The organism is Pseudalkalibacillus sp. A8 (genome assembly GCF_045920555.1).
In the GTDB taxonomy this organism is placed as follows: domain Bacteria; phylum Bacillota; class Bacilli; order Bacillales; family Fictibacillaceae; genus Pseudalkalibacillus.
This window is the reverse complement of sequence record NZ_CP174509.1, coordinates 392,096-412,705: the sequence shown is the minus strand read 5'-3', so window position 1 is coordinate 412,705 and position 20,610 is coordinate 392,096. Positions and strand designations below refer to the sequence as shown.

Genomic DNA, 20,610 nt, shown 5'->3' with positions numbered 1-20,610 from the left:
CCCTCGCTTAATGTTTGAAATGACGCACGCCTGTAAGTACCATCGCGATGCCGTATTCGTCCGCTTTATCGATCGACTCCTGGTCACGGATCGAACCGCCAGGCTGGATGATTGCCGTCACACCAGCTTTTGCCGCAGCTTCCACCGTATCACTCATCGGGAAAAACGCATCAGATGCAAGTGATGAGCCTGCAACTTTGTCCCCCGCTTGCTCAAGGGCGATTTTCGCGGCACCGACACGGTTCATTTGTCCGGCCCCCACCCCGATTGTCTGGTTGCCTTTTGCCAGTACGATCGCGTTCGATTTTACATGCTTCACGATCTGCCAGCCGAGCTTCAAGTCTGCCCATTCGGCTTCAGTCGGTTCACGCTTTGTCGCTACCTTCAACTCTGCGTTATCGAATCCGTAATGATCTTCCTGCTGTACCAGTGCTCCGCCAGAGACAGACTGGATCCGCTTTTGGATCTTGGTCGCAATCGTTTTCGGTTCAACTTGTAAAAGTCTCAAGTTTTTCTTTTCCGTTAAAATCACTAACGCTTCCTCTGAGAAAGAAGGGGCGATGATGATTTCTAAGAAAATCTCACGGAGCTTTTGAGCTGTTTCTGCATCAACTTCCTGGTTCGTTGCGACAATTCCACCGAAAATCGAAACAGGATCTGCCTCATAAGCGAGCTGATACGCTTCCGCCAACGTCTTCCCGACACCGACGCCACAAGGGTTCGTATGCTTGACTGCGACGACTGCCGGCTCATCGAATTCATGTATGATCTGTAGCGCCGCATCCGCATCATTGATGTTATTGAAGGAGAGCTCCTTACCGTGCAATTGCTTCGCTTTGGCAATCGTCGATGGGTCTCCGATCGGCACTTCATAAAAAGCTGCTTGCTGATGCGGGTTCTCTCCGTAACGCAATGTTTGTTTTTTCGTATAAGTCACCGTATAGGATTCCGGGTACTCTTCTTCCGTCATGTCTGTCAAGTATTGGGCGATCAACGTATCATAAGCAGCTGTATGACGGAACACCTTGGCTGCCAGGCGACGTTTCGTTTCATCGGCTACCACTCCGCTTGCCTTCAGCTCTTCCAAAATCGTTCCGTAATCAGCCGGATCGACTGCCACGGTTACGGAAGCATGGTTTTTCGCAGCGGAACGAAGCATGCTCGGTCCACCGATGTCGATGTTCTCGATCGCCTCTTCAAACGTGACATCCGCATGGGAAATCGTCTCCTTGAACGGGTACAGATTGACGACTACGAAATCGATCGGTGTGATCTGATGTTCCTCAATTTGTGCTTGATGGTCCGCATTGGCCCTGATCGCAAGCAACCCGCCATGGATGTTCGGATGCAATGTTTTTACACGGCCGTCGAGGATTTCAGGGAAGCCTGTCACCTCTGATATTCCTGTCACTTTCAGACCTGCCTCTTCAATCGCTCGTTTCGTGCCGCCAGTCGATACGATTTCGATTCCTTGTTCAATGAGTCCTTCAACAAACGGGATCAGCCCTTCTTTGTTCGAAACACTTACGAGTGCGCGCATTATACGAATTCCCCTTTCTCCGTTGGAGTGTGAAGTACATCCTGGATGACTTTCGGATATAATTCATGCTCGATCTTATGGATTTTCTGTTGTAAAATTTCTGCTGTATCATTCTCATCAACCGGCACAGTTGCTTGCTCGATGATCGGTCCCGTATCCATTCCGTTGTCGACGAAGTGGACGGTTACCCCGGTCTCTGAAACGCCTGCCTCAAGTGCCTGGCCGATTGCGTCTTTACCTGGAAAGGCAGGCAATAAAGAAGGGTGGATGTTGACCATCTTCCCTTGGAATTGTGAAAGCAGCGTAGGCCCGATCAATCGCATATACCCTGCGAGTGCGATGAATTCAGCCTTTGCTTCCTTCAATTTTTTTAAAATCTCCGTTTCGAATGCTTCCTTGTTCCGGTACTCTTTGGATGAAAAAACGAATGTCGGTATCCCGTGTTTTTCTGCACGTTCAATGGCTTTCACACCTGGACGGTCACATACGAGCAGAGTCACCTTCGCCTCAAGCGTGCCAGATTCACTTGCATCGACAATCGCCTGAAAGTTGGAGCCAGTACCGGATGCGAATACTGCGATGTTTTTCATTTCAGTTCTCCTCCGCCAAATGTGATGCCTTCTGTCCCTTCTTTTACACGACCGATCAAATAAGCCGATTCGCCCTGTTCTTCAAGTTTCCTGATGACCCCGATCGCGTCCTCATGCTTGACTGCGAGCACCATGCCGATGCCCATGTTGAATGTCCCCAGCATGTCTTCGGACGACAGGCCGCCTTCCTTCTGAAGCAATGAAAAAATCTCAGGAACAGGCCAAGAACCGAAGTCCACCTCAGCACTTAAACCTTCCGGAAGAATGCGTGGTACATTTTCGATGAAACCACCGCCGGTTATGTGGGCGATTCCTGAAACCTCATAGTGGTCCAAAACTTGTAGGACAGGCTTTACGTAAATCTTCGTCGGTGTCAAAAGCTCCTCACCGAGTGTTTTTCCGAGTTGATCAAACGTTTGATCAAGCGTGTACCCGGCCTGTTCGAGCAACACTTTCCGGACAAGTGAATAGCCATTGCTGTGGATTCCGCTTGAGGTAATCCCGATCAGTGCGTCGCCTTTACTTACTTTTTCAGGAGAGATGAGCTTTGCTTTTTCTGCAACCCCGACAGTAAAACCTGCGAGGTCATACTCTTCCGGGTCGTACATGCCCGGCATTTCGGCAGTTTCGCCGCCGATGAGGGCTGCTCCTGCTTGTTTACAGCCTTCAGCAATTCCTTTGACGATCTGTTCGACTTTTTCAGGCTCAAGCTTTCCGCAAGCGATATAGTCTAAAAAGTAGAGCGGCTCGGCGCCCTGTGCAACGATGTCATTGACGCACATCGCAACAGCATCGATGCCGATCGTATCATGCTTATCCATTTGGAACGCAAGCATCAGCTTCGTCCCGACTCCATCCGTGCCTGAAATGAGAACAGGTTCCTTGACGTTGAGCTTGGATAGGTCGAACATGCCGCCAAAAGCTCCGATTCCGCCAAGCACTTCTGGTCTCATCGTTTCTTTCACATGTTTTTTCATACGCTTGACTGCTTCATATCCCGCTTCAACATCGACTCCTGCTTGTTTGTATGCTTGTGCCATGCTATACCTCCATTTGATGAGCATTGAAATTCTTCATTAAGGAAGATTTTTGGTTCCTAAAATCCATCCCTATACGTTTACCAATATTTCCAGGCACTTTACCAATATTTTTGAGCCCTTTACCAATAAATTCAGGTTGTTTACCCATATTCAAGGTAAAACTACACCTTTATTTAAAAACAAGTTCTTTTTCGTGTGGCAGGACGGTGTCTGGGTAGATCTCTGTCGGGTACTTGCCTGTAAAACAACCGAGGCATTGTCCGCAGTTCTGCTCGTTCGGATTACGGCCGATTGCACCCATCATTCCATCCACACTCAAGTATTCGAGCGTATCCGCTCCGATGATTTCACGAATCTCCTCAACGGAATAATTCGAGGCGATCAGTTCATCTTTAGAGGAGATATCGATCCCGTAATAACATGGATGGGCAATCGGCGGTGAACTGATGCGGACGTGGACCTCTTTCGCTCCAGCATCCCGAAGCATCTGCACGATCCGGCGGCTTGTCGTTCCGCGGACGATCGAATCATCGACCATGACGACCCGCTTTCCTTCGACAATTCCACGGACCGGTGAAAGCTTCATTTTAACACCTTGCTCCCTCAATTCCTGAGAAGGTTGAATGAACGTACGTCCGACATAACGGTTCTTAATCAATCCGAGCTCATACGGAATACCAGCCGCTTCCGCATACCCGATTGCTGCTGAAATGCTTGAATCTGGAACACCAGTCACGACATCTGCTTCTACAAAAGCTTCTGATGCCAAACGTTTCCCGAGATTTTTACGGGCGGTATGAATGTTGATTTCATCAATATGGCTGTCCGGACGGGAAAAATAGATGTACTCCATGCTGCAGATCGCACGGTTCGTCGATGAAGTGAACGTGTCACTTTCCACGCCTTCATCATTTATGATCAACAGTTCGCCTGGATGGACATCTCTTATATGTTCCGCACCGATGACATCGAATGCACATGTTTCTGAAGCGACGACGTAAGCATCGCCGATTTTACCTAAAGAGAGTGGACGTAAGCCATTCGGATCCTGAGCTGCCATGATTCCCTCTTCCGTCATGATGACGAACGCATAAGCCCCCTTGATCATTGAAAGAGCGTTTTTCACCTGATCGCGAAGGTTGAAAAGACCACTGCGCTTGATAAGATGAGCTAGAACCTCCGTATCGGAAGTCGTTTGAAAAATACTCCCCTGTGCTTCAAGCTGCTGCTTCAACATGTTCGCGTTGACTAGATTCCCGTTATGAGCAAGCGCAAGACCACCTCGCTGGGATTGGAAAACGAGAGGCTGGATATTCGCGTATTCCGAACCACCGGCCGTCGAATAACGTACATGTCCGATTGCTGCTTTCCCTGTCAACGAGGAAAGTTCCCCGCGACTGAATACTTCCGTCACAAGTCCGCTGTTTTTATGGAATTTCATGGCTTCACCGTCTGTAACAGCAATCCCAGCGCCTTCCTGGCCACGATGTTGCAGACTGTGCAAGCCATAATAGGTGAGTTGTGCCGCCTCCGGATGACCCCAGATGGCGAACACTCCGCACTCTTCGTTTAAACCTTTGATGTCAGCAAACATGGAATGGCTCCTTTCCAAGCTGTTTCAAGCTCCTCTTTCGTTGCTGTAATGAGTTCATTTCCATTTTCCGCTTCGATACGTAATGCTGGACGATCAAGCACCACGCCAATTTCTGTTGCATCTACAAGGTTCTCAAACTGTTCGACATTCTCCGGTTTGACCGATACGAGGAAACGTGATTGCGATTCGCTGAAGAGGGCTGCAACTTCTTCGCCTCTCAACGTCACTGAAGCGCCTAGTTCGCCTTCCATCATGCTTTCTGCAATCGCAACCGCTGTTCCGCCTTCCGCTACGTCATGCGCCGACTCTACGACACCTGCCTGGATCACTTTTAAAAGCTGAGATTGGCAGCTTGCTTCTTTTTCAATATCAAGCGTTGGGGCTTTCCCGAAGATTGATCCTTCTAGTAATTTCTGAAGCTCACTACCTGAAAATTCAGGCTTCGTTTCTCCGATCATATAGATGACGTCGCCAGCTTCCTTGAACGATTGTGTGGTCACGTGATCGAGGTCATGTACAAGACCGACCATGCCGACAACTGGCGTCGGATAAACTGCTATACCATTCGTTTCGTTGTACAATGATACATTTCCACTAATGACCGGTGTGGAAAGAGTCCGGCACGCTTCACTCATTCCATCTACCGCTTTTTCGAGCTGCCAGAAGATTTCAGGTTTTTCTGGGTTTCCGAAGTTCAAGCAGTCCGTGATCGCAAGCGGCTCCCCGCCTGAACAGACGATATTGCGAGCAGCTTCCGCAACAGCGATTTTTCCGCCGACCTCAGGATCCAGATACAGATAACGGGAGTTACAATCTGTCGTCATCGCGAGCGCCTTACGTGTCCCGCGAATTCGAACGACAGCCGCATCCGATCCAGGAGAAACGACAGTGCTTGTACGCACCATGTGGTCATATTGGTCGAATACCCATGATTTGCTTGCAATCGTCGGCTGAGCCAACAAATTCAATAATGTCTCTTTATAATCGTTCACCTTTGGAACGTAAGCCTCTTGCTTTTGGAATTCTTCATAATAAGCTGGAACTGCACTCGGCTTGTGATAGACCGGTGCTTCTTCAGCGAGTGCGTCTACCGGAACGTTCGCTACGATTTCACCTTTATGGAGGAGGCGAAGTTCTTTTTCCTCGATGACTTTTCCGATCGTCACAGCTTCAAGGCCCCACTTGTCAAAGATCTTGACGATTTCGTCTTCCCGTCCTTTTTTCACGACGATCAACATACGCTCTTGCGATTCTGAAAGCATCATCTCATAAGGTGTCATGTTCGTTTCTCGCTGCGGTACGAGGTCAAGGTCCATTTCGATCCCGACGCCTGATTTACTTGCCATCTCACTGGATGAAGACGTCAGTCCAGCCGCTCCCATGTCCTGGATTCCAACAAGCGCATCACATTGGACAAGTTCAAGACACGCTTCAAGCAAAAGCTTTTCCATGAACGGGTCGCCGACTTGGACAGCCGGACGTTTTTCTTCAGATGCATCGTTCAATTCTTCTGAAGCAAACGTTGCACCGTGGATACCGTCACGACCAGTACGAGCGCCGACATACATGACTGAGTTGCCGATTCCGTTCGCCTGCCCCTTCTGGATATCTTTGTGGTCAATGACACCGACACACATGGCGTTCACAAGCGGATTCCCTTCGTAAGATGCGTCGAACTGGACTTCCCCGCCGACCGTCGGAATTCCGATACAGTTTCCGTAACCTGCAATTCCTGCGACAACCTCTTCAAACAAATACTTCACACGGTCTGAAGAAAGCTCTCCGAAACGGAGCGAGTTGAGAAGTGCTACCGGACGTGCACCCATGGAAAAGACGTCGCGGATGATTCCGCCGACACCCGTCGCTGCCCCCTGGTATGGCTCGATTGCGGAAGGGTGGTTATGGCTCTCTATTTTGAAAACGACCGCTTGATCGTCACCGATATCGACGATTCCAGCGCCTTCCCCTGGTCCTTGAAGGACGCGCTTGCCATCTGTCGGGAACTTGCGCAAAACAGGCTTCGAGTTCTTGTAGCTGCAATGCTCGGACCACATGACCGAGAAAAGGCCCGTTTCCGTGTAGTTCGGGAGTCTCCCTAAGATCGATTCAACCAACGCAAACTCTTGATCGTTCAAGCCCATTTCTTGATAAAGCTTCTGTTCTTTGATCATCTGTTCTGTAGGTTCATGAAGATACGACATGTGCTTCCCTCCAAGATTTCACGATTGATTGGAATAATTTAAGACCGTCTTTGCTTCCGAGCAGCTCATCGACCGCCCGCTCCGGGTGAGGCATCATCCCGAGGACGTTGCCAGCATCATTGGTGATTCCGGCGATATCATGTCTCGAGCCGTTGATGTTGGTGCCATACCGGAATGCAATCTGCTTGTTTTCTACTAATCTTTCATACGTCGCTTCATCGCAATAATAGTTTCCTTCACCATGTGCGACAGGGATCGTGATTTTCTCCCCTTTTTCATATAAGCTTGTGAACATCGTTTCATGATTCTCGACGACGAGCTCGACTTGACGGCATATGAACTTCAGCTTCTCATTGCGTTGCATCGCGCCTGGTAAAAGTCCTGCTTCAAGAAGGATCTGGAACCCGTTGCAGACACCGAGGATCGGCTTGCCTGCTTTATTCGCTTCATAGATCGAATTCATGACATTGGAAAACCGTGCGATTGCACCTCCGCGCAAGTAATCCCCGTATGAGAATCCACCTGGGATGAGGATTCCGTCAAATGAACTGAGCTCATGATCGTCATGCCAGACGTACTCCACTTCTTCGTCAAGTCCATCCTTGATTGCGTGATACATATCAACGTCACAATTGGAACCTGGAAAAACGACGACTGCGAATCTCATTGAGGGACGACCTCCTCGATTTCAAACGTAAAGTCTTCAATGACCGTGTTCGCGAGCAGCTTTTCACAAATCTCGCGGACTTGAGCGTCAATGTCTCCGTCCTCTCTTTTCAATGTCAATTCGATGTACTTTCCGATCCGGACATCCTCCACGGATTGGTAGGATAGACGGTGAAGGGAATCCTTCACTGCAGCCCCCTGTGGATCTAAAACGCTCTCCTTCAATGTGACAAACACTTTTACGTTATACATGAAATCGGCCTCCCCGAATTTTTTAATGTGTGAAACAAACTTACTTTCTCCCTAATGTCTCTGAGTACCTTAAAACCGGTTTTTCGTCTATTAAGGTCTTCATGACGCTTTCATGAGTACCTCAATATCGCTTTTTATTGTGTTAAGGGCTTCATGAACCCTAAAATTGATCAGCGTACGACAGTCAAACGCTCTAAAAGCTTCGCGTACGTCTCGGTCAAACTGCCGAGATTACGGCGGAAGACGTCTTTATCAAGCTTTTCCTTTGTGTCCGCGTCCCAAAGCCGGCATGTATCCGGTGATATCTCATCAGCTAGCAATACTTCCCCGTCAGGTCCGATTCCGAACTCCAGCTTGAAATCGACAAGATCGATGTTGAGGTTTTTAAAATAAGGTACGAGCACTTCGTTGACCGCCAAACCTTTTTGGCGAAGCAGTGAAAGCTCTTTTTCTTCGACTAGCCCGAGAATACGGATATGATCCCGTGTCAGAAGGGGATCACCCAAGTCATCGTTCTTGTAGTAGAACTCGACGATCGTCTCTGGCAGTATTTCGCCTTCTTCCATGCCAAGTCTGTTCGCAAGAGACCCTGCCGCAATATTCCGGACGACGACTTCAAGCGGAATGATCTGCACATTTTTAACGAGTTGCTCAGTCTCTGAAAGCTTTTTTACAAAATGGGACTCTACTCCGGCTTCACGGAGTTTCGCAAACAAAAGTGAAGAAATCTCGTTGTTCAGCTTCCCTTTTCCGACTATGTTCGACTTCTTCTCACCATTGAATGCCGTCGCTTCATCCTTATATTCGATCCAAACGAGTTCAGGATCATCCGTTTGGTAAATCCGCTTTGCTTTCCCCTCATACAGCAATGCCTGTTTTTCCATCCTGATTCCTCCTCTTAGGTCCTGGCGGGTCACCATGTTTCTTGACATTTTTTCGTATTATCTTGACAAACATACTCCACATTTTTTCTTTACAAAACTGCGGTTTTTCTCAACATTTCAACATTAAGTTGTCCTTTTTTAGTCGAGTCCGACACGTTTGAAGATATTGTCCACTTCTCGCAAGTGGTAATTGTAGTCGAAGCAGTCTTCGATATCGGCTCCTGAAAGCATTTCCGTTACACGCGGCTCTGCTTCGATCAGCCCGCGGAACTGGATGCCCTTCTCCCATGCTTCCATCGCCTTCGGTTGCACGAGGTCGTATGCTTCTTCACGGCTCATTCCTTTATCGATCAGGGACAGCAATACTCGTTGTGAATAGATCAAACCGTATGTTCTCGTCATGTTACGCTTCATGTTTTCAGGGAACACAGTCAAGTTTTTCACAATGTTAGAGAATCGGTTCAACATATAGTTCAACAGGATCGTACTGTCAGGGATGATCACCCGCTCAGCTGAAGAATGCGAAATATCGCGCTCATGCCAGAGCGAAACGTTCTCCATCGCCGTGACCATATGACCTCGGATCACACGTGCAAGACCTGTCATGTTCTCTGATCCGACTGGGTTCCGTTTATGCGGCATTGCAGATGAACCTTTTTGGCCTTTTGCAAAAAATTCTTCGACTTCGCGTGTTTCACTCTTTTGCAATCCGCGAATCTCTGTTGCGAATTTTTCAATGGAAGTCGCAACCAACGCCAAGGTCGAAATGTAATGGGCATGACGGTCACGCTGTAACGTTTGGGTCGAAACCGGCGCCCGGTTCAAGCCAAGCTTTTCACAGACGTATTCTTCAACGAAAGGAGGAATGTTCGCATACGTTCCCACAGCACCGGACAGCTTACCGAAACGGATCCCTTCGATCGCCTGTTCTAAACGCTCCTTGTTGCGCTTCATCTCCTCATACCAGAGGGCAAGCTTCAATCCGAAAGTCGTCGGTTCCGCATGGACACCGTGCGTTCTTCCCATCATCACGGTGTATTTATGCTCTTGTGCCTTCTCTTTTAAAATCTGAATGAAATTGTCCACGTCGTTCAACAGGATTTCGTTCGCCTGTTTGATCAGGTAAGAAATCGCAGTGTCGACGACGTCTGTCGAAGTCAGTCCGTAATGAACCCATTTCCGCTCTTCACCAAGCGTTTCAGAAACGGCCCTTGTAAAAGCGACGACATCATGGCGAGTCTGCTCTTCAATTTCGTGGATTCGATTTACGTCAAAAGAGGCATTTTCACGAAGCTTAAAGACATCCTCTTTCGGAATATCTCCTAGTTCAGCCCAAGCTTCACATGCAAGGATCTCTACCTCCAGCCAGGCTTTGAACTTGTTCTCCTCTGTCCAAATCGATCCCATTTCCGGTCTTGTATAACGTTCAATCATTTGACTTCCTCCAGCTTATGTTTTTGTTGTTTTTGTAAGTTTTCCATTATCGTTTGTGCTTTATCAATAGCTTCATTCAATGTTTCATCAATGATTGTAAAATGCCCCATCTTACGCTTTTCCTTGATCTCTTTTTTCTCGTAAAGATGGAGATGCACATCGTCAAAGAGCGGTGCAATGTTCAAGATTTCGGCAGCATCTTCACCCAGCAGGTTCACCATGACACTCGGTTTCAACAAATTCGGCTTAGCAAGCTTCCACCCGCAAATCGCACGGATATGCTGCTGGAACTGTGAAACCATGCAGCCTTCGATCGTGTAGTGTCCTGAGTTATGAGGTCTTGGTGCAAGCTCGTTGATGTAGATGCCATGTTCCTCTGTCAAGAACATCTCTACAGCAAGTGTTCCGACAAGGTCCAGGCCGTCCGCAATCTTTCTTGCTAATGATTCTGCTTCTACTATGCTCGTTTCAGAAATCCGGGCAGGTACGATGGATTGGTATAAAATGTTTTCTTTATGAATGTTTTCAGCCACAGGGAATGTCACTGTGTCACCAGATGTATTCCGTGCGACGATAACAGAGATTTCTTTTATGAAATCGATCTTTTTTTCTAAAACACAAGGGACATCACCAGCTACGAGTTCCATTGCTGCTTTCAGGTCATCTGGCGAGTCGAGGACGACTTGCCCCTTGCCGTCATATCCTCCGCGTGTCGTTTTTAAAATGGCCGGGTAATCGACATTCTCAAGTGCACCTTCCAGTTCAGATTCCTGCGATACCAGTTCATAGGGCGCTACTTGGACGCCGATTTCTTCGAGTGTCGCTTTTTCCTCTGCTCGGTTCTGTGTCACTTTCAATAAATTGCTCCCTTGTGGAAGATGATGATGCTCCTCCAGCCATCTCGCTGTGTCAAGATCGACATTTTCGAACTCGTAGGTGATGACATCACTCACTTCAGCAAGCTTGTTACGCGCCTCTTCACTTGCATAGTCGCCAACGATTTCAATGTCGGCGATCAAGCCGCAAGGTGAACCTTTTGTCGGATCGACAGTCGCAACCTTGAAGCCCATTTCTTTCGCAGCGATCCCCATCATACGTCCAAGCTGCCCGCCTCCAAGGATCCCGATCGTTTTCGGTGGAACAATTGGTTTACTCACTTTAAATCACCACTGCTTTCAAGTACTTTTTCACGGATCTTTTCCTGACGCCATTCCAATCGTGAGGCAACATCTTCGTCATTCGTCCCGATGATCTGTGCCGCTAATAGTCCAGCATTAGTTGCGCCTGCTTTCCCGATCGCTACTGTCGCAACCGGTACGCCACCTGGCATTTGTACAATCGATAAAAGGGAATCCAACCCATTGAGTGCTTTCGACTGAACTGGCACTCCGATGACCGGAAGTGTCGTTTTCGCAGCTACCATACCTGGTAGGTGCGCCGCTCCGCCAGCTCCTGCTACGATGACTTTTAGTCCTCTTTGCCTTGCTTGTTCTGCATATTGCAACATAAGGTCTGGTGTCCGGTGTGCTGAGACTACTTGCTTTTCATAAGGGATTTCCAGTTCATCTAATATGTCACACGTATGTTTCATCGTTTCCCAATCGGATGTGCTTCCCATGATAACGCCGATTATTGGATCCATCTATTCACCAAACCCTTCATTTATTTATTGTTCAAAATTCTTCCCTGTAACGTAAAAATGCCCAGGATTCTGAAAGTTTCTCTTTAATGATGAGAGAAAGCATAAAAAATCCTGGGCATCGCTCGGTCGTCTGCCATTCATGCTGAGCATACCTATCGCTTTCCCTCATAGTCCAGAATTTACGGTTCTGGGTAGAAACTTATGGGCCATATCCCCAAGATTATATGAGAGTTCTAATTTCAGTTATATTGTAACAATGGAAAAACAGCTATGTCAACGAAAAATCGAACGATAGTTTCATATTTAATTTTAATGTTCGTGTTTTACTGTAGTTTCCCTTCAAAAATCACTTTTTGACGTAAAATTTCTACTTCTTTTTTACCATTTCGAGTATTTTCCTGGAAGACAGGTTCCTCCATCCGGCGGACAGGCATGTATCCTTCTTCCTTCATCCGATCTAGACAGCTAGAAATGGTCTCGTTTTCCAATACTTCGAACTTCTTCTTTTTCGGCTTATTTTTGTCCATATGCACTTACCTCCGAATAGACTTGACCCAGAACCCTCCATAAAAAGCTTTGGGTTCATGCGAAATAATGAACGCTTTCGGATCAAGGGCTTTCACACTGTTATACAGATTATGTTCTGATTTCCGTGAGGTCAGGATTTCCATCATCAAACGAGGACCCTCTCGACCGTCGGCTAACCAATTCGTAACCCCGTATCCTTTATCTCGAAGGGCATTCGGAATGTTAGAATCGAAGTCCTTCGTGATCACGTTAACGGTAATATACCCCAACGCTAATTTTTCTTCAATTTTCATACCGACAATGACGCCGATTCCATACCCGACCGCATACGCAATCAGGTTCTGGATTTCATTCAGGTTTTCAAGGACAATGCCAAGCCCGATCACATAAATGAGAACTTCAAAAACACTTACCGTCGCAGCTAAGTAGCGTTGATTTTTAAGCGTTAAAATCATACGGAGCGTAAAGAACGTCACGTAAACGATATTGATGATCAAAATGATAGCAATGAGTATCAAACCATTTTCAAACACGGTCAAACCTCCATGTATAACTTTCAATTTTTGTAATCTAAGGATAGCATGAAATTATTATAGAAAAAAAGAGAAAAGTGATTAAACTGTTCCTAAAAGCTCTTAGAATTTTTTGGGAGTTTTTCATGGTTGTATACTAAAAAGGGATTTTAGTATCCCGGCTCTTTTTGTCCCATCAATGTTATAAGTTCTGCACTCCATCTACCTGTTTTAACAAATTCCGAAAGAATTCCCCTTCCTCAAGCCTGTGAAGGGCGTAGCCCAAGGATAGGGAGGGGATGAATTTCGGTTGGTTCAAAACCAAAACACTTGTTCCCATCATCTCTTCTTGGTATAATTATCCACATAAACCATTGGAGGTGGTGACAATGTTGCTAAATCAAAAATATGAAATCTATCCAACAGAAGAACAAAAAGAAATACTAGAACGTTGGTTACAATATTGTCGTCAAACCTACAATTCTGCTCTTTTAGATAAAGACCGGAAATATAAACAAAACAAAGAAAATTACAGTCGTTATGATATGCAAAACCAACAAACACTAGATAAAAAGAAATATCCTTTTCTAAAAGAAGTACCTTCCCAGCCTTTACAGGAAGTCTTTGTGCGTCTACAAAAAGCGTTTGAAAGCTTCTTTCGTAAAGATGCAAAATATCCAAAACAGAAAAAGTATAAAGATTATAATAGTATGACTTTCCCTCAATTCGGTTTCAAACCAAATGGAATACATCGTTATGCTATGTCCTTTTCTGATAATGGTAAGATATACAATAAAAAGCTAGGTGAAATAGATATCTTGCTTCATAGACCATTAGGAGGAACAATTAAACAACTTATTATCAAACGTCAAGGAAAGAAATGGTATGCGATTTTTTGTGTCGAAAGACAAGCATTACCACCTTCTATTGATACGAATCGTGCAATAGGAATTGACGTTGGACTTAATAAGTATGCGGTCCTTTCTAATGGGTTAGAGATTAAAAACCCAAGATTTCTTCGTAAGAAAGAGAAACAACTAAAGAAGGCACAGCGTACTCTTTCTAAGAAGAAAAAAGGCTCTCTCAACTACATCAAACAAGTACAAAAGGTTCGTTCTTTACACGAGAAAGTCGCAAACCAGCGCAGAGATTTTCTTCACAAGCTAAGTTACAACCTGTCAAAAGATTATTCTGTTGTCGCTGTAGAAAATCTAAATATCTGCGGCATGATCAGAAATAGAAAGTTATCGAAATCCATTTCGGATGCAGGTTGGGGAATGTTCCGAAACATGCTTTTGTATAAATGCGAAAAGCATGGAGGACTACTGAAAAAAGTAGAACCAAAATACACTTCTCAAGACTGTTCCTATTGTGGGAATCGTGTAAAGAAGTCACTTTCTATTCGAACTCATATTTGTACAAAATGCGGAACAGTGTTGGATAGAGACCAAAACGCAGCACGAAACATCCTACAAAAAGCATTAGAAGAATTACTTGTAACAAACTGAATCATACGAACTGTAGGGCAAGGTTGTGTCCGAACAGTATAATCTACGCCTGTGGAGATTATGTAAGACGTAGTGGGAAACCCCTCTACGCAACGGTCTGCGAAACAGGAAGCCCCTTCTTCAAACATCCCGAAAGGGTGTTAAGGAGGGGTCATTCACAGGAAACTTTATAAATTCAAAATCCTTTAATCAGTAGGTTTATATAGATTTCTTTTGAGGAAGGGGTAACCAATACCAAATAAAGGAATGCTTATCATATGGTTGATAAAGATCCAAAACAAGCAGCAGCTCAAATGAGCGAAGATAAGAAAGATGACATACTGCAAAATTTTGATTCGTTTAAAAATTATCTAGGAGATCAAGTTAACAGAGGCGAAAAGCTTGGTCTTGGAGAATAAGGGTTAACAAAAGGAGCGAAACGTGTTGCTGATTACTTAGCGAAACACGAAGAACCTCGTAATAGGGAAGAAAAAGTACTGAATGAATTATGGAATGTAGCCAACGAAGAAGAACGACAACATATGGCACATGTGTTAGTTAAACACGCAGATCAAACAAATTAAAGAACTTCTCTTAATTCGAGACTAGATAGACTTATTTATTACGGCCCAACTTAAATTAATGGCTGGGTCTTAATAAGCAAAAAAATTTATGTACATAGTATTTCACTATAGACCCCGATTTGTTGAAGATTGATGACTGTTTAAGGGTTAGCAAATAATACTTTTTGATATTGAGTCTGCTTTCGTTTCATGAACAGCTCAAAATAAGTTTAAATTGATGAATGGAATAGTAATGAAACAAAAAAAAGATGAAACGACAGATAATTGTACGTTTCACCTTTTTACAGCCCGGCGACGTCCTACTCTCACAGGGGGAAGCCCCCAATTACCATTGGCGCTGAAGAGCTTAACTTCCGTGTTCGGCATGGGAACGGGTGTGACCTCTTCGCCATCGTCACCAGACTGTATGAAATTCAAGGGATACTGTTCCCTCAAAACTAGATAACGGTTCTTGAAAACATCGTCGATGTTAAATAAAGTGGTTAAGTCCTCGATCGATTAGTATCTGTCAGCTCCACGTGTCACCACGCTTCCACACCAGACCTATCAACCTCATCATCTCTGAGGGATCTTACTCGCTTGACGCGATGGGAAATCTCATCTTGAGGGGGGCTTCATGCTTAGATGCTTTCAGCACTTATCCCGTCCACACGTAGCTACCCAGCTATGCTCCTGGCGGAACAACTGGTACACCAGCGGTGTGTCCATCCCGGTCCTCTCGTACTAAGGACAGCTCCTCTCAAATTTCCTGCGCCCGCGACGGATAGGGACCGAACTGTCTCACGACGTTCTGAACCCAGCTCGCGTACCGCTTTAATGGGCGAACAGCCCAACCCTTGGGACCTACTTCAGCCCCAGGATGCGATGAGCCGACATCGAGGTGCCAAACCTCCCCGTCGATGTGGACTCTTGGGGGAGATAAGCCTGTTATCCCCAGGGTAGCTTTTATCCGTTGAGCGATGGCCCTTCCATGCGGAACCACCGGATCACTAAGCCCGACTTTCGTCCCTGCTCGACTTGTAGGTCTCGCAGTCAAGCTCCCTTGTGCCTTTACACTCTGCGAATGATTTCCAACCATTCTGAGGGAACCTTTGGGCGCCTCCGTTACACTTTAGGAGGCGACCGCCCCAGTCAAACTGCCCACCTGACACTGTCTCCGGACCGGATCACGGTCCTGGGTTAGAATTTCAATACCGTCAGGGTAGTATCCCACCGACGCCTCCACCGAACCTGGCGGTCCGGCTTCTCTGGCTCCTACCTATCCTGTACAAACGATACCAAAATCCAATATCAGGCTACAGTAAAGCTCCATGGGGTCTTTCCGTCCTGTCGCGGGTAACCTGCATCTTCACAGGTACTATAATTTCACCGGGTCTCTCGTTGAGACAGTATCCAAGTCGTTGCACCTTTCGTGCGGGTCGGAACTTACCCGACAAGGAATTTCGCTACCTTAGGACCGTTATAGTTACGGCCGCCGTTTACTGGGGCTTCGATTCAGAGCTTCTCCTAATGGATAACCCCTCCTCTTAACCTTCCAGCACCGGGCAGGTGTCAGCCCCTATACTTCGCCTTACGGCTTCGCAGAGACCTGTGTTTTTGCTAAACAGTCGCTTGGATCTTTTCACTGCGGCTCTCTCGGGCTTGCACCCTATCAGAGCACCCCTTCTCCCGAAGTTACGGGGTCATTTTGCCGAGTTCCTTAACGAGAGTTCTCCCGAGCATCTTAGGATTCTCTCCTCGCCTACCTGTGTCGGTTTACGGTACGGGCACCTCTTTCCTCGCTAGAGGCTTTTCTTGGCAGTGTAGGATCAGGGACTTCGGTACTCTAGTTCCCTCGCCATCACAGCTCCGCCGTATGGTGGACGGATTTGCCTATCCACCGGCCTGACTGCTTGGACGCGCATATCCATCAGCGCGCTCTCCCTACCTTCCTGCGTCCCCCCGTTGCTCAAACGGAAAGGAGGTGGTACAGGAATATCAACCTGTTGGCCATCGCCTACGCCTTTCGGCCTCGGCTTAGGTCCCGACTAACCCTGAGCGGACGAGCCTTCCTCAGGAAACCTTGGGCTTTCGATGGAGAAGATTCTCACTTCTCTTTTCGCTACTCATACCGGCATTCTCACTTCAAAGCGCTCCACGAGTCCTTCCGGTCTCGCTTCTCAGCCCTTCGAACGCTCCCCTACCACTGTACCGTTAGGTACAATCCATAGCTTCGGTGATACGTTTAGCCCCGGTACATTTTCGGCGCAGAGTCACTCGACCAGTGAGCTATTACGCACTCTTTAAATGGTGGCTGCTTCTAAGCCAACATCCTGGTTGTCTGGGCAACTCCACATCCTTTTCCACTTAACGTATACTTGGGGACCTTAGCTGATGGTCTGGGCTGTTTCCCTCTCGACTACGGATCTTATCACTCGCAGTCTGACTCCCGTGGACAAGTTCCTGGCATTCGGAGTTTGACTGAATTCGGTAATCCTGTGGGGACCCCTAGTCCAATCAGTGCTCTACCTCCAGAACTCTCACCACGAGGCTAGCCCTAAAGCTATTTCGGGGAGAACCAGCTATCTCCGAGTTCGATTGGCATTTCACCCCTACCCACACCTCATCCCCGCACTTTTCAACGTGCGTGGGTTCGGGCCTCCATTCAGTGTTACCTGAACTTCACCCTGGACATGGGTAGATCACTCGGTTTCGGGTCTACGACAACGTACTCATGCGCCCTGTTCAGACTCGCTTTCGCTGCGGCTCCGTCTCTGCGACTTAACCTTGCACGTTATCGTAACTCGCCGGTTCATTCTACAAAAGGCACGCCGTCACCCGTTAATGGGCTCCGACTACTTGTAGGCACACGGTTTCAGGATCTCTTTCACTCCCCTTCCGGGGTGCTTTTCACCTTTCCCTCACGGTACTGGTTCACTATCGGTCACTAGGGAGTATTTAGCCTTGGGAGATGGTCCTCCCAGCTTCCGACGGGGTTTCACGTGTCCCGCCGTACTCAGGATCCACTCTGGAGGGAACGACGTTTTGGCTACAGGGCTGTTACCTCCTCTGGCGGGCCTTTCCAGACCGCTTCGCCTACGCCGTTCCTTTCTTACTCCGTATAGAGTGTCCTACAACCCCAAGAGGCAAGCCTCTTGGTTTGGGCTGTTTCCGTTTCGCTCGCCGCTACTCAGGAAATCGCGATTGCTTTCTCTTCCTCTGGGTACTAAGATGTTTCAGTTCCCCAGGTCTGCCTTCTCATACCCTATGAATTCAGGTATGGATCCTACCCCATTACGGGCAGTGGGTTCCCCCATTCGGAAATCCCCGGATCAAAGCTTACTTACAGCTCCCCGAGGCATATCGGTGTTCGTCCCGTCCTTCTTCGGCTCCTAGTGCCAAGGCATCCACCGTGCGCCCTTCATAACTTAACCAATGTCATTTTTCGATTAGCGTCGAATTTCATTGTTTTTCGATCCTCCGGTACTCATTTAGCGAACTAAACTCCGTTTCCTCGGGACGTTACTTCCTCGAACTTCTCGAAATCTAACGGTCATAGATGCCAATAAAATTGACGCATTACAATTCGATGTCTTGTTTTCAAGAATTTCATTATCTAGTTTTCAAGGAACAGTCTATCACTCTATGAAAGAAGTGATATGATACAGGATGATAAACCTACCGACATATTGTCAACAGGATAATGGTGGAGCCTAGCGGGATCGAACCGCTGACCTCCTGCGTGCAAGGCAGGCGCTCTCCCAGCTGAGCTAAGGCCCCGAATATTTCCTTCTATATAATGGTGGGCCTAAGTGGACTCGAACCACCGACCTCACGCTTATCAGGCGTGCGCTCTAACCAGCTGAGCTATAGGCCCAAAACTTCTATAAATAAAAAAAGCTCTTTCAAACCCGGTTATGAAATGTCCGGGATAATGAAAAAGAACTCTTTCAAAACTAAACAAAAGCCAAAGCGTGTTCCATGTCCATAAAGGACTCCTTAGAAAGGAGGTGATCCAGCCGCACCTTCCGATACGGCTACCTTGTTACGACTTCACCCCAATCATCTGTCCCACCTTCGGCGGCTGGTTCCAAAAGGTTACCTCACCGACTTCGGGTGTTACAAACTCTCGTGGTGTGACGGGCGGTGTGTACAAGGCCCGGGAACGTATTCACCGCGGCATGCTGATCCGCGATTACTAGCAATTCCGGCTTCATGCAGGCGAGTTGCAGCCTGCAATCCGAACTGAGAATGGCTTTATGGGATTCGCTCAACCTCGCGGTTTTGCTGCCCTTTGTACCATCCATTGTAGCACGTGTGTAGCCCAGGTCATAAGGGGCATGATGATTTGACGTCGTCCCCACCTTCCTCCGGTTTGTCACCGGCAGTCACCTTAGAGTGCCCAACTGAATGCTGGCAACTAAGATCAAGGGTTGCGCTCGTTGCGGGACTTAACCCAACATCTCACGACACGAGCTGACGACAACCATGCACCACCTGTCACTTCGTCCCCCGAAGGGGAACCTTCCATCTCTGGAAGTAGCGAAGGATGTCAAGACCTGGTAAGGTTCTTCGCGTTGCTTCGAATTAAACCACATGCTCCACTGCTTGTGCGGGCCCCCGTCAATTCCTTTGAGTTTCAACCTTGCGGTCGTACTCCCCAGGCGGAGTGCTTAATGTGTTAACGTCAGCACTGAGGGTGGAACCCCCCAACACCTAGCACTCATCGTTTACGGCGTGGACTACCAGGGTATCTAATCCTGTTTGCTCCCCACGCTTTCGCGCCTCAGCGTCAGTTACTGGCCAGAGAGCCGCCTTCGCCACTGGTGTTCCTCCATATATCTACGCATTTCACCGCTACACATGGAATTCCACTCTCCTCTCCAGTACTCAAGTCCCCCAGTTTCCAATGACCCTCCACGGTTGAGCCGTGGGCTTTCACATCAGACTTAAGAGACCGCCTGCGCGCGCTTTACGCCCAATAATTCCGGACAACGCTTGCCACCTACGTATTACCGCGGCTGCTGGCACGTAGTTAGCCGTGGCTTTCTGGTTAGGTACCGTCAAGGTACCGCCCTGTTCGAACGGTACTTGTTCTTCCCTAACAACAGAGCTTTACGACCCGAAGGCCTTCCTCACTCACGCGGCGTTGCTCGGTCAGACTTTCGTCCATTGCCGAAGATTCCCTACTGCTGCCTCCCGTAGGAGTCTGGGCCGTGTCTCAGTCCCAGTGTGGCCGATCACCCTCTCAGGTCGGCTACGCATCGTCGCCTTGGTGAGCCCTTACCTCACCAACTAGCTAATGCGCCGCGGGCCCATCTGTAAGTGATAGCCGAAGCCATCTTTTAATCCTCCTCTATGCAGAGGAGAATGTTATCCGGTATTAGCCCCGGTTTCCCGGAGTTATCCCAGTCTTACAGGCAGGTTGCCCACGTGTTACTCACCCGTCCGCCGCTGACCTCTGAGGAGCAAGCTCCTCGTTGGTCCGCTCGACTTGCATGTATTAGGCACGCCGCCAGCGTTCGTCCTGAGCCAGGATCAAACTCTCCAATAAAGTGTTTAATTGCTCATTAATTTTAAATCGAAATTGATTCAGGGTTCTTATAATAAAGACCCGTTTCACGCTTGGCTTTTGTTCAGTTTTCAAAGAGCTTGTTTCCCTGTCAAAAGGGCTTTG

At 47.6% G+C, this 20,610-nt stretch carries 15 protein-coding genes, 2 tRNA genes, 3 rRNA genes, 1 pseudogene and 1 riboswitch; of the genes and pseudogenes, 2 read left to right on the top strand and 19 right to left on the bottom strand.

Going from position 1 to position 20,610, the window contains the following annotated elements:
• Positions 1 to 7 precede the first annotated feature (7 nt).
• From purH to ACJROX_RS02165, 14 genes are all read right to left on the bottom strand, one after another.
• Positions 8 to 1,540: a bifunctional phosphoribosylaminoimidazolecarboxamide formyltransferase/IMP cyclohydrolase gene (gene purH / locus ACJROX_RS02230; protein ID WP_408009155.1), complete on the bottom strand. Its 1,533-nt coding sequence runs from the start codon at positions 1,538 to 1,540 to the stop codon at positions 8 to 10.
• On the bottom strand, positions 1,540 to 2,130 hold the full coding sequence (gene purN / locus ACJROX_RS02225; RefSeq protein WP_408009154.1) for a phosphoribosylglycinamide formyltransferase: 591 nt from the start codon (positions 2,128 to 2,130) through the stop codon (positions 1,540 to 1,542). Before purN ends, purH begins: the two co-directional genes overlap by 1 nt.
• Positions 2,127 to 3,170 carry a phosphoribosylformylglycinamidine cyclo-ligase gene (gene purM / locus ACJROX_RS02220; RefSeq protein WP_408009153.1) on the bottom strand — a complete coding sequence of 348 codons (1,044 nt, stop codon included), beginning with the start codon at positions 3,168 to 3,170 and terminating at the stop codon, positions 2,127 to 2,129. The genes purN and purM overlap by 4 nt, the downstream gene beginning before the upstream one ends.
• Before the next feature lies 1 nt (position 3,171).
• Entirely contained in the window at positions 3,172 to 3,318 is a 147-nt protein-coding gene (locus tag ACJROX_RS02215) for a hypothetical protein (protein ID WP_408009152.1), read from the bottom strand.
• A gap of 21 nt (positions 3,319 to 3,339) precedes the next feature.
• A complete protein-coding gene (gene purF, locus ACJROX_RS02210) occupies positions 3,340 to 4,764 on the bottom strand; it encodes an amidophosphoribosyltransferase (RefSeq protein ID WP_408009151.1) in 1,425 nt (474 codons plus the stop codon).
• Positions 4,740 to 6,965, bottom strand: a complete 2,226-nt coding sequence (gene purL, locus ACJROX_RS02205; protein ID WP_408009150.1) for a phosphoribosylformylglycinamidine synthase subunit PurL — start codon at positions 6,963 to 6,965, stop codon at positions 4,740 to 4,742. Before purL ends, purF begins: the two co-directional genes overlap by 25 nt.
• On the bottom strand, positions 6,949 to 7,632 hold the full coding sequence (gene purQ, locus ACJROX_RS02200) for a phosphoribosylformylglycinamidine synthase subunit PurQ (RefSeq protein WP_408009149.1): 684 nt from the start codon (positions 7,630 to 7,632) through the stop codon (positions 6,949 to 6,951). Before purQ ends, purL begins: the two co-directional genes overlap by 17 nt.
• Complete coding sequence (gene purS / locus ACJROX_RS02195) at positions 7,629 to 7,883, bottom strand: phosphoribosylformylglycinamidine synthase subunit PurS (protein WP_408009148.1); 255 nt, start codon at positions 7,881 to 7,883, stop codon at positions 7,629 to 7,631. The genes purQ and purS overlap by 4 nt, the downstream gene beginning before the upstream one ends.
• Positions 7,884 to 8,053: 170 nt before the next feature.
• Entirely contained in the window at positions 8,054 to 8,767 is a 714-nt protein-coding gene (gene purC / locus ACJROX_RS02190; RefSeq protein ID WP_408009147.1) for a phosphoribosylaminoimidazolesuccinocarboxamide synthase, read from the bottom strand.
• A 138-nt stretch (positions 8,768 to 8,905) separates the two neighbouring features.
• Positions 8,906 to 10,201: an adenylosuccinate lyase gene (gene purB / locus ACJROX_RS02185; RefSeq protein WP_408009146.1), complete on the bottom strand. Its 1,296-nt coding sequence runs from the start codon at positions 10,199 to 10,201 to the stop codon at positions 8,906 to 8,908.
• Entirely contained in the window at positions 10,198 to 11,358 is a 1,161-nt protein-coding gene (gene purK, locus ACJROX_RS02180) for a 5-(carboxyamino)imidazole ribonucleotide synthase (protein WP_408009145.1), read from the bottom strand. Before purK ends, purB begins: the two co-directional genes overlap by 4 nt.
• The gene (gene purE, locus ACJROX_RS02175) at positions 11,355 to 11,843 is read right to left on the bottom strand and encodes a 5-(carboxyamino)imidazole ribonucleotide mutase (RefSeq protein ID WP_408009144.1); all 489 of its coding nucleotides are present in this window, start codon (positions 11,841 to 11,843) and stop codon (positions 11,355 to 11,357) included. The genes purK and purE overlap by 4 nt, the downstream gene beginning before the upstream one ends.
• A 148-nt stretch (positions 11,844 to 11,991) precedes the next feature.
• Positions 11,992 to 12,091: riboswitch (purine riboswitch) on the bottom strand.
• 75 nt (positions 12,092 to 12,166) lie between these two features.
• Complete coding sequence (locus tag ACJROX_RS02170) at positions 12,167 to 12,370, bottom strand: NETI motif-containing protein (protein ID WP_408009143.1); 204 nt, start codon at positions 12,368 to 12,370, stop codon at positions 12,167 to 12,169.
• Between the two features lie 6 nt (positions 12,371 to 12,376).
• Positions 12,377 to 12,904, bottom strand: a complete 528-nt coding sequence (locus ACJROX_RS02165; RefSeq protein ID WP_408009141.1) for a DUF2179 domain-containing protein — start codon at positions 12,902 to 12,904, stop codon at positions 12,377 to 12,379.
• A 368-nt stretch (positions 12,905 to 13,272) separates the two neighbouring features.
• On the opposite strand from ACJROX_RS02165, the gene ACJROX_RS02160 reads away from it, so the two are divergent.
• The gene (locus tag ACJROX_RS02160; RefSeq protein WP_408009140.1) at positions 13,273 to 14,391 is read left to right on the top strand and encodes an RNA-guided endonuclease InsQ/TnpB family protein; all 1,119 of its coding nucleotides are present in this window, start codon (positions 13,273 to 13,275) and stop codon (positions 14,389 to 14,391) included.
• 257 nt (positions 14,392 to 14,648) lie between these two features.
• Positions 14,649 to 14,954: pseudogene (locus ACJROX_RS02155) on the top strand (DUF3243 domain-containing protein).
• 286 nt (positions 14,955 to 15,240) lie between these two features.
• Here the strand turns inward: ACJROX_RS02155 and rrf are convergent.
• The 5 genes from rrf to ACJROX_RS02130 form a co-directional block, all read right to left on the bottom strand.
• Positions 15,241 to 15,356 (bottom strand): 5S ribosomal RNA (gene rrf, locus ACJROX_RS02150).
• A 76-nt stretch (positions 15,357 to 15,432) separates the two neighbouring features.
• Positions 15,433 to 18,367 (bottom strand): 23S ribosomal RNA (locus ACJROX_RS02145).
• 270 nt (positions 18,368 to 18,637) lie between these two features.
• Positions 18,638 to 18,713, bottom strand: a tRNA-Ala gene (locus tag ACJROX_RS02140).
• Positions 18,714 to 18,733: 20 nt separating this feature from the next.
• Positions 18,734 to 18,810, bottom strand: a tRNA-Ile gene (locus tag ACJROX_RS02135).
• A 126-nt stretch (positions 18,811 to 18,936) separates the two neighbouring features.
• Positions 18,937 to 20,487: ribosomal RNA gene (locus tag ACJROX_RS02130) — 16S ribosomal RNA — on the bottom strand.
• Together the 16S, 23S and 5S rRNA genes with 2 tRNA genes alongside form the textbook arrangement of a ribosomal RNA operon.
• Positions 20,488 to 20,610 lie beyond the last annotated feature (123 nt).

Excerpts from the sequence above, each read along its gene's own strand:
- purH (WP_408009155.1), bottom strand. The coding sequence starts at position 1,540 with ATGCGCGCACTCGTAAGTGTTTCGAACAAAGAAGGGCTGATCCCGTTT.
- purN (WP_408009154.1), bottom strand. The coding sequence starts at position 2,130 with ATGAAAAACATCGCAGTATTCGCATCCGGTACTGGCTCCAACTTTCAG.
- purM (WP_408009153.1), bottom strand. The coding sequence starts at position 3,170 with ATGGCACAAGCATACAAACAAGCAGGAGTCGATGTTGAAGCGGGATAT.
- ACJROX_RS02215 (WP_408009152.1), bottom strand. The coding sequence starts at position 3,318 with ATGGGTAAACAACCTGAATTTATTGGTAAAGGGCTCAAAAATATTGGT.
- purF (WP_408009151.1), bottom strand. The coding sequence starts at position 4,764 with ATGTTTGCTGACATCAAAGGTTTAAACGAAGAGTGCGGAGTGTTCGCC.
- purL (WP_408009150.1), bottom strand. The coding sequence starts at position 6,965 with ATGTCGTATCTTCATGAACCTACAGAACAGATGATCAAAGAACAGAAG.
- purQ (WP_408009149.1), bottom strand. The coding sequence starts at position 7,632 with ATGAGATTCGCAGTCGTCGTTTTTCCAGGTTCCAATTGTGACGTTGAT.
- purS (WP_408009148.1), bottom strand. The coding sequence starts at position 7,883 with ATGTATAACGTAAAAGTGTTTGTCACATTGAAGGAGAGCGTTTTAGAT.
- purC (WP_408009147.1), bottom strand. The coding sequence starts at position 8,767 with ATGGAAAAACAGGCATTGCTGTATGAGGGGAAAGCAAAGCGGATTTAC.
- purB (WP_408009146.1), bottom strand. The coding sequence starts at position 10,201 with ATGATTGAACGTTATACAAGACCGGAAATGGGATCGATTTGGACAGAG.
- purE (WP_408009144.1), bottom strand. The coding sequence starts at position 11,843 with ATGGATCCAATAATCGGCGTTATCATGGGAAGCACATCCGATTGGGAA.
- ACJROX_RS02170 (WP_408009143.1), bottom strand. The coding sequence starts at position 12,370 with ATGGACAAAAATAAGCCGAAAAAGAAGAAGTTCGAAGTATTGGAAAAC.
- ACJROX_RS02160 (WP_408009140.1), top strand. The coding sequence starts at position 13,273 with ATGTTGCTAAATCAAAAATATGAAATCTATCCAACAGAAGAACAAAAA.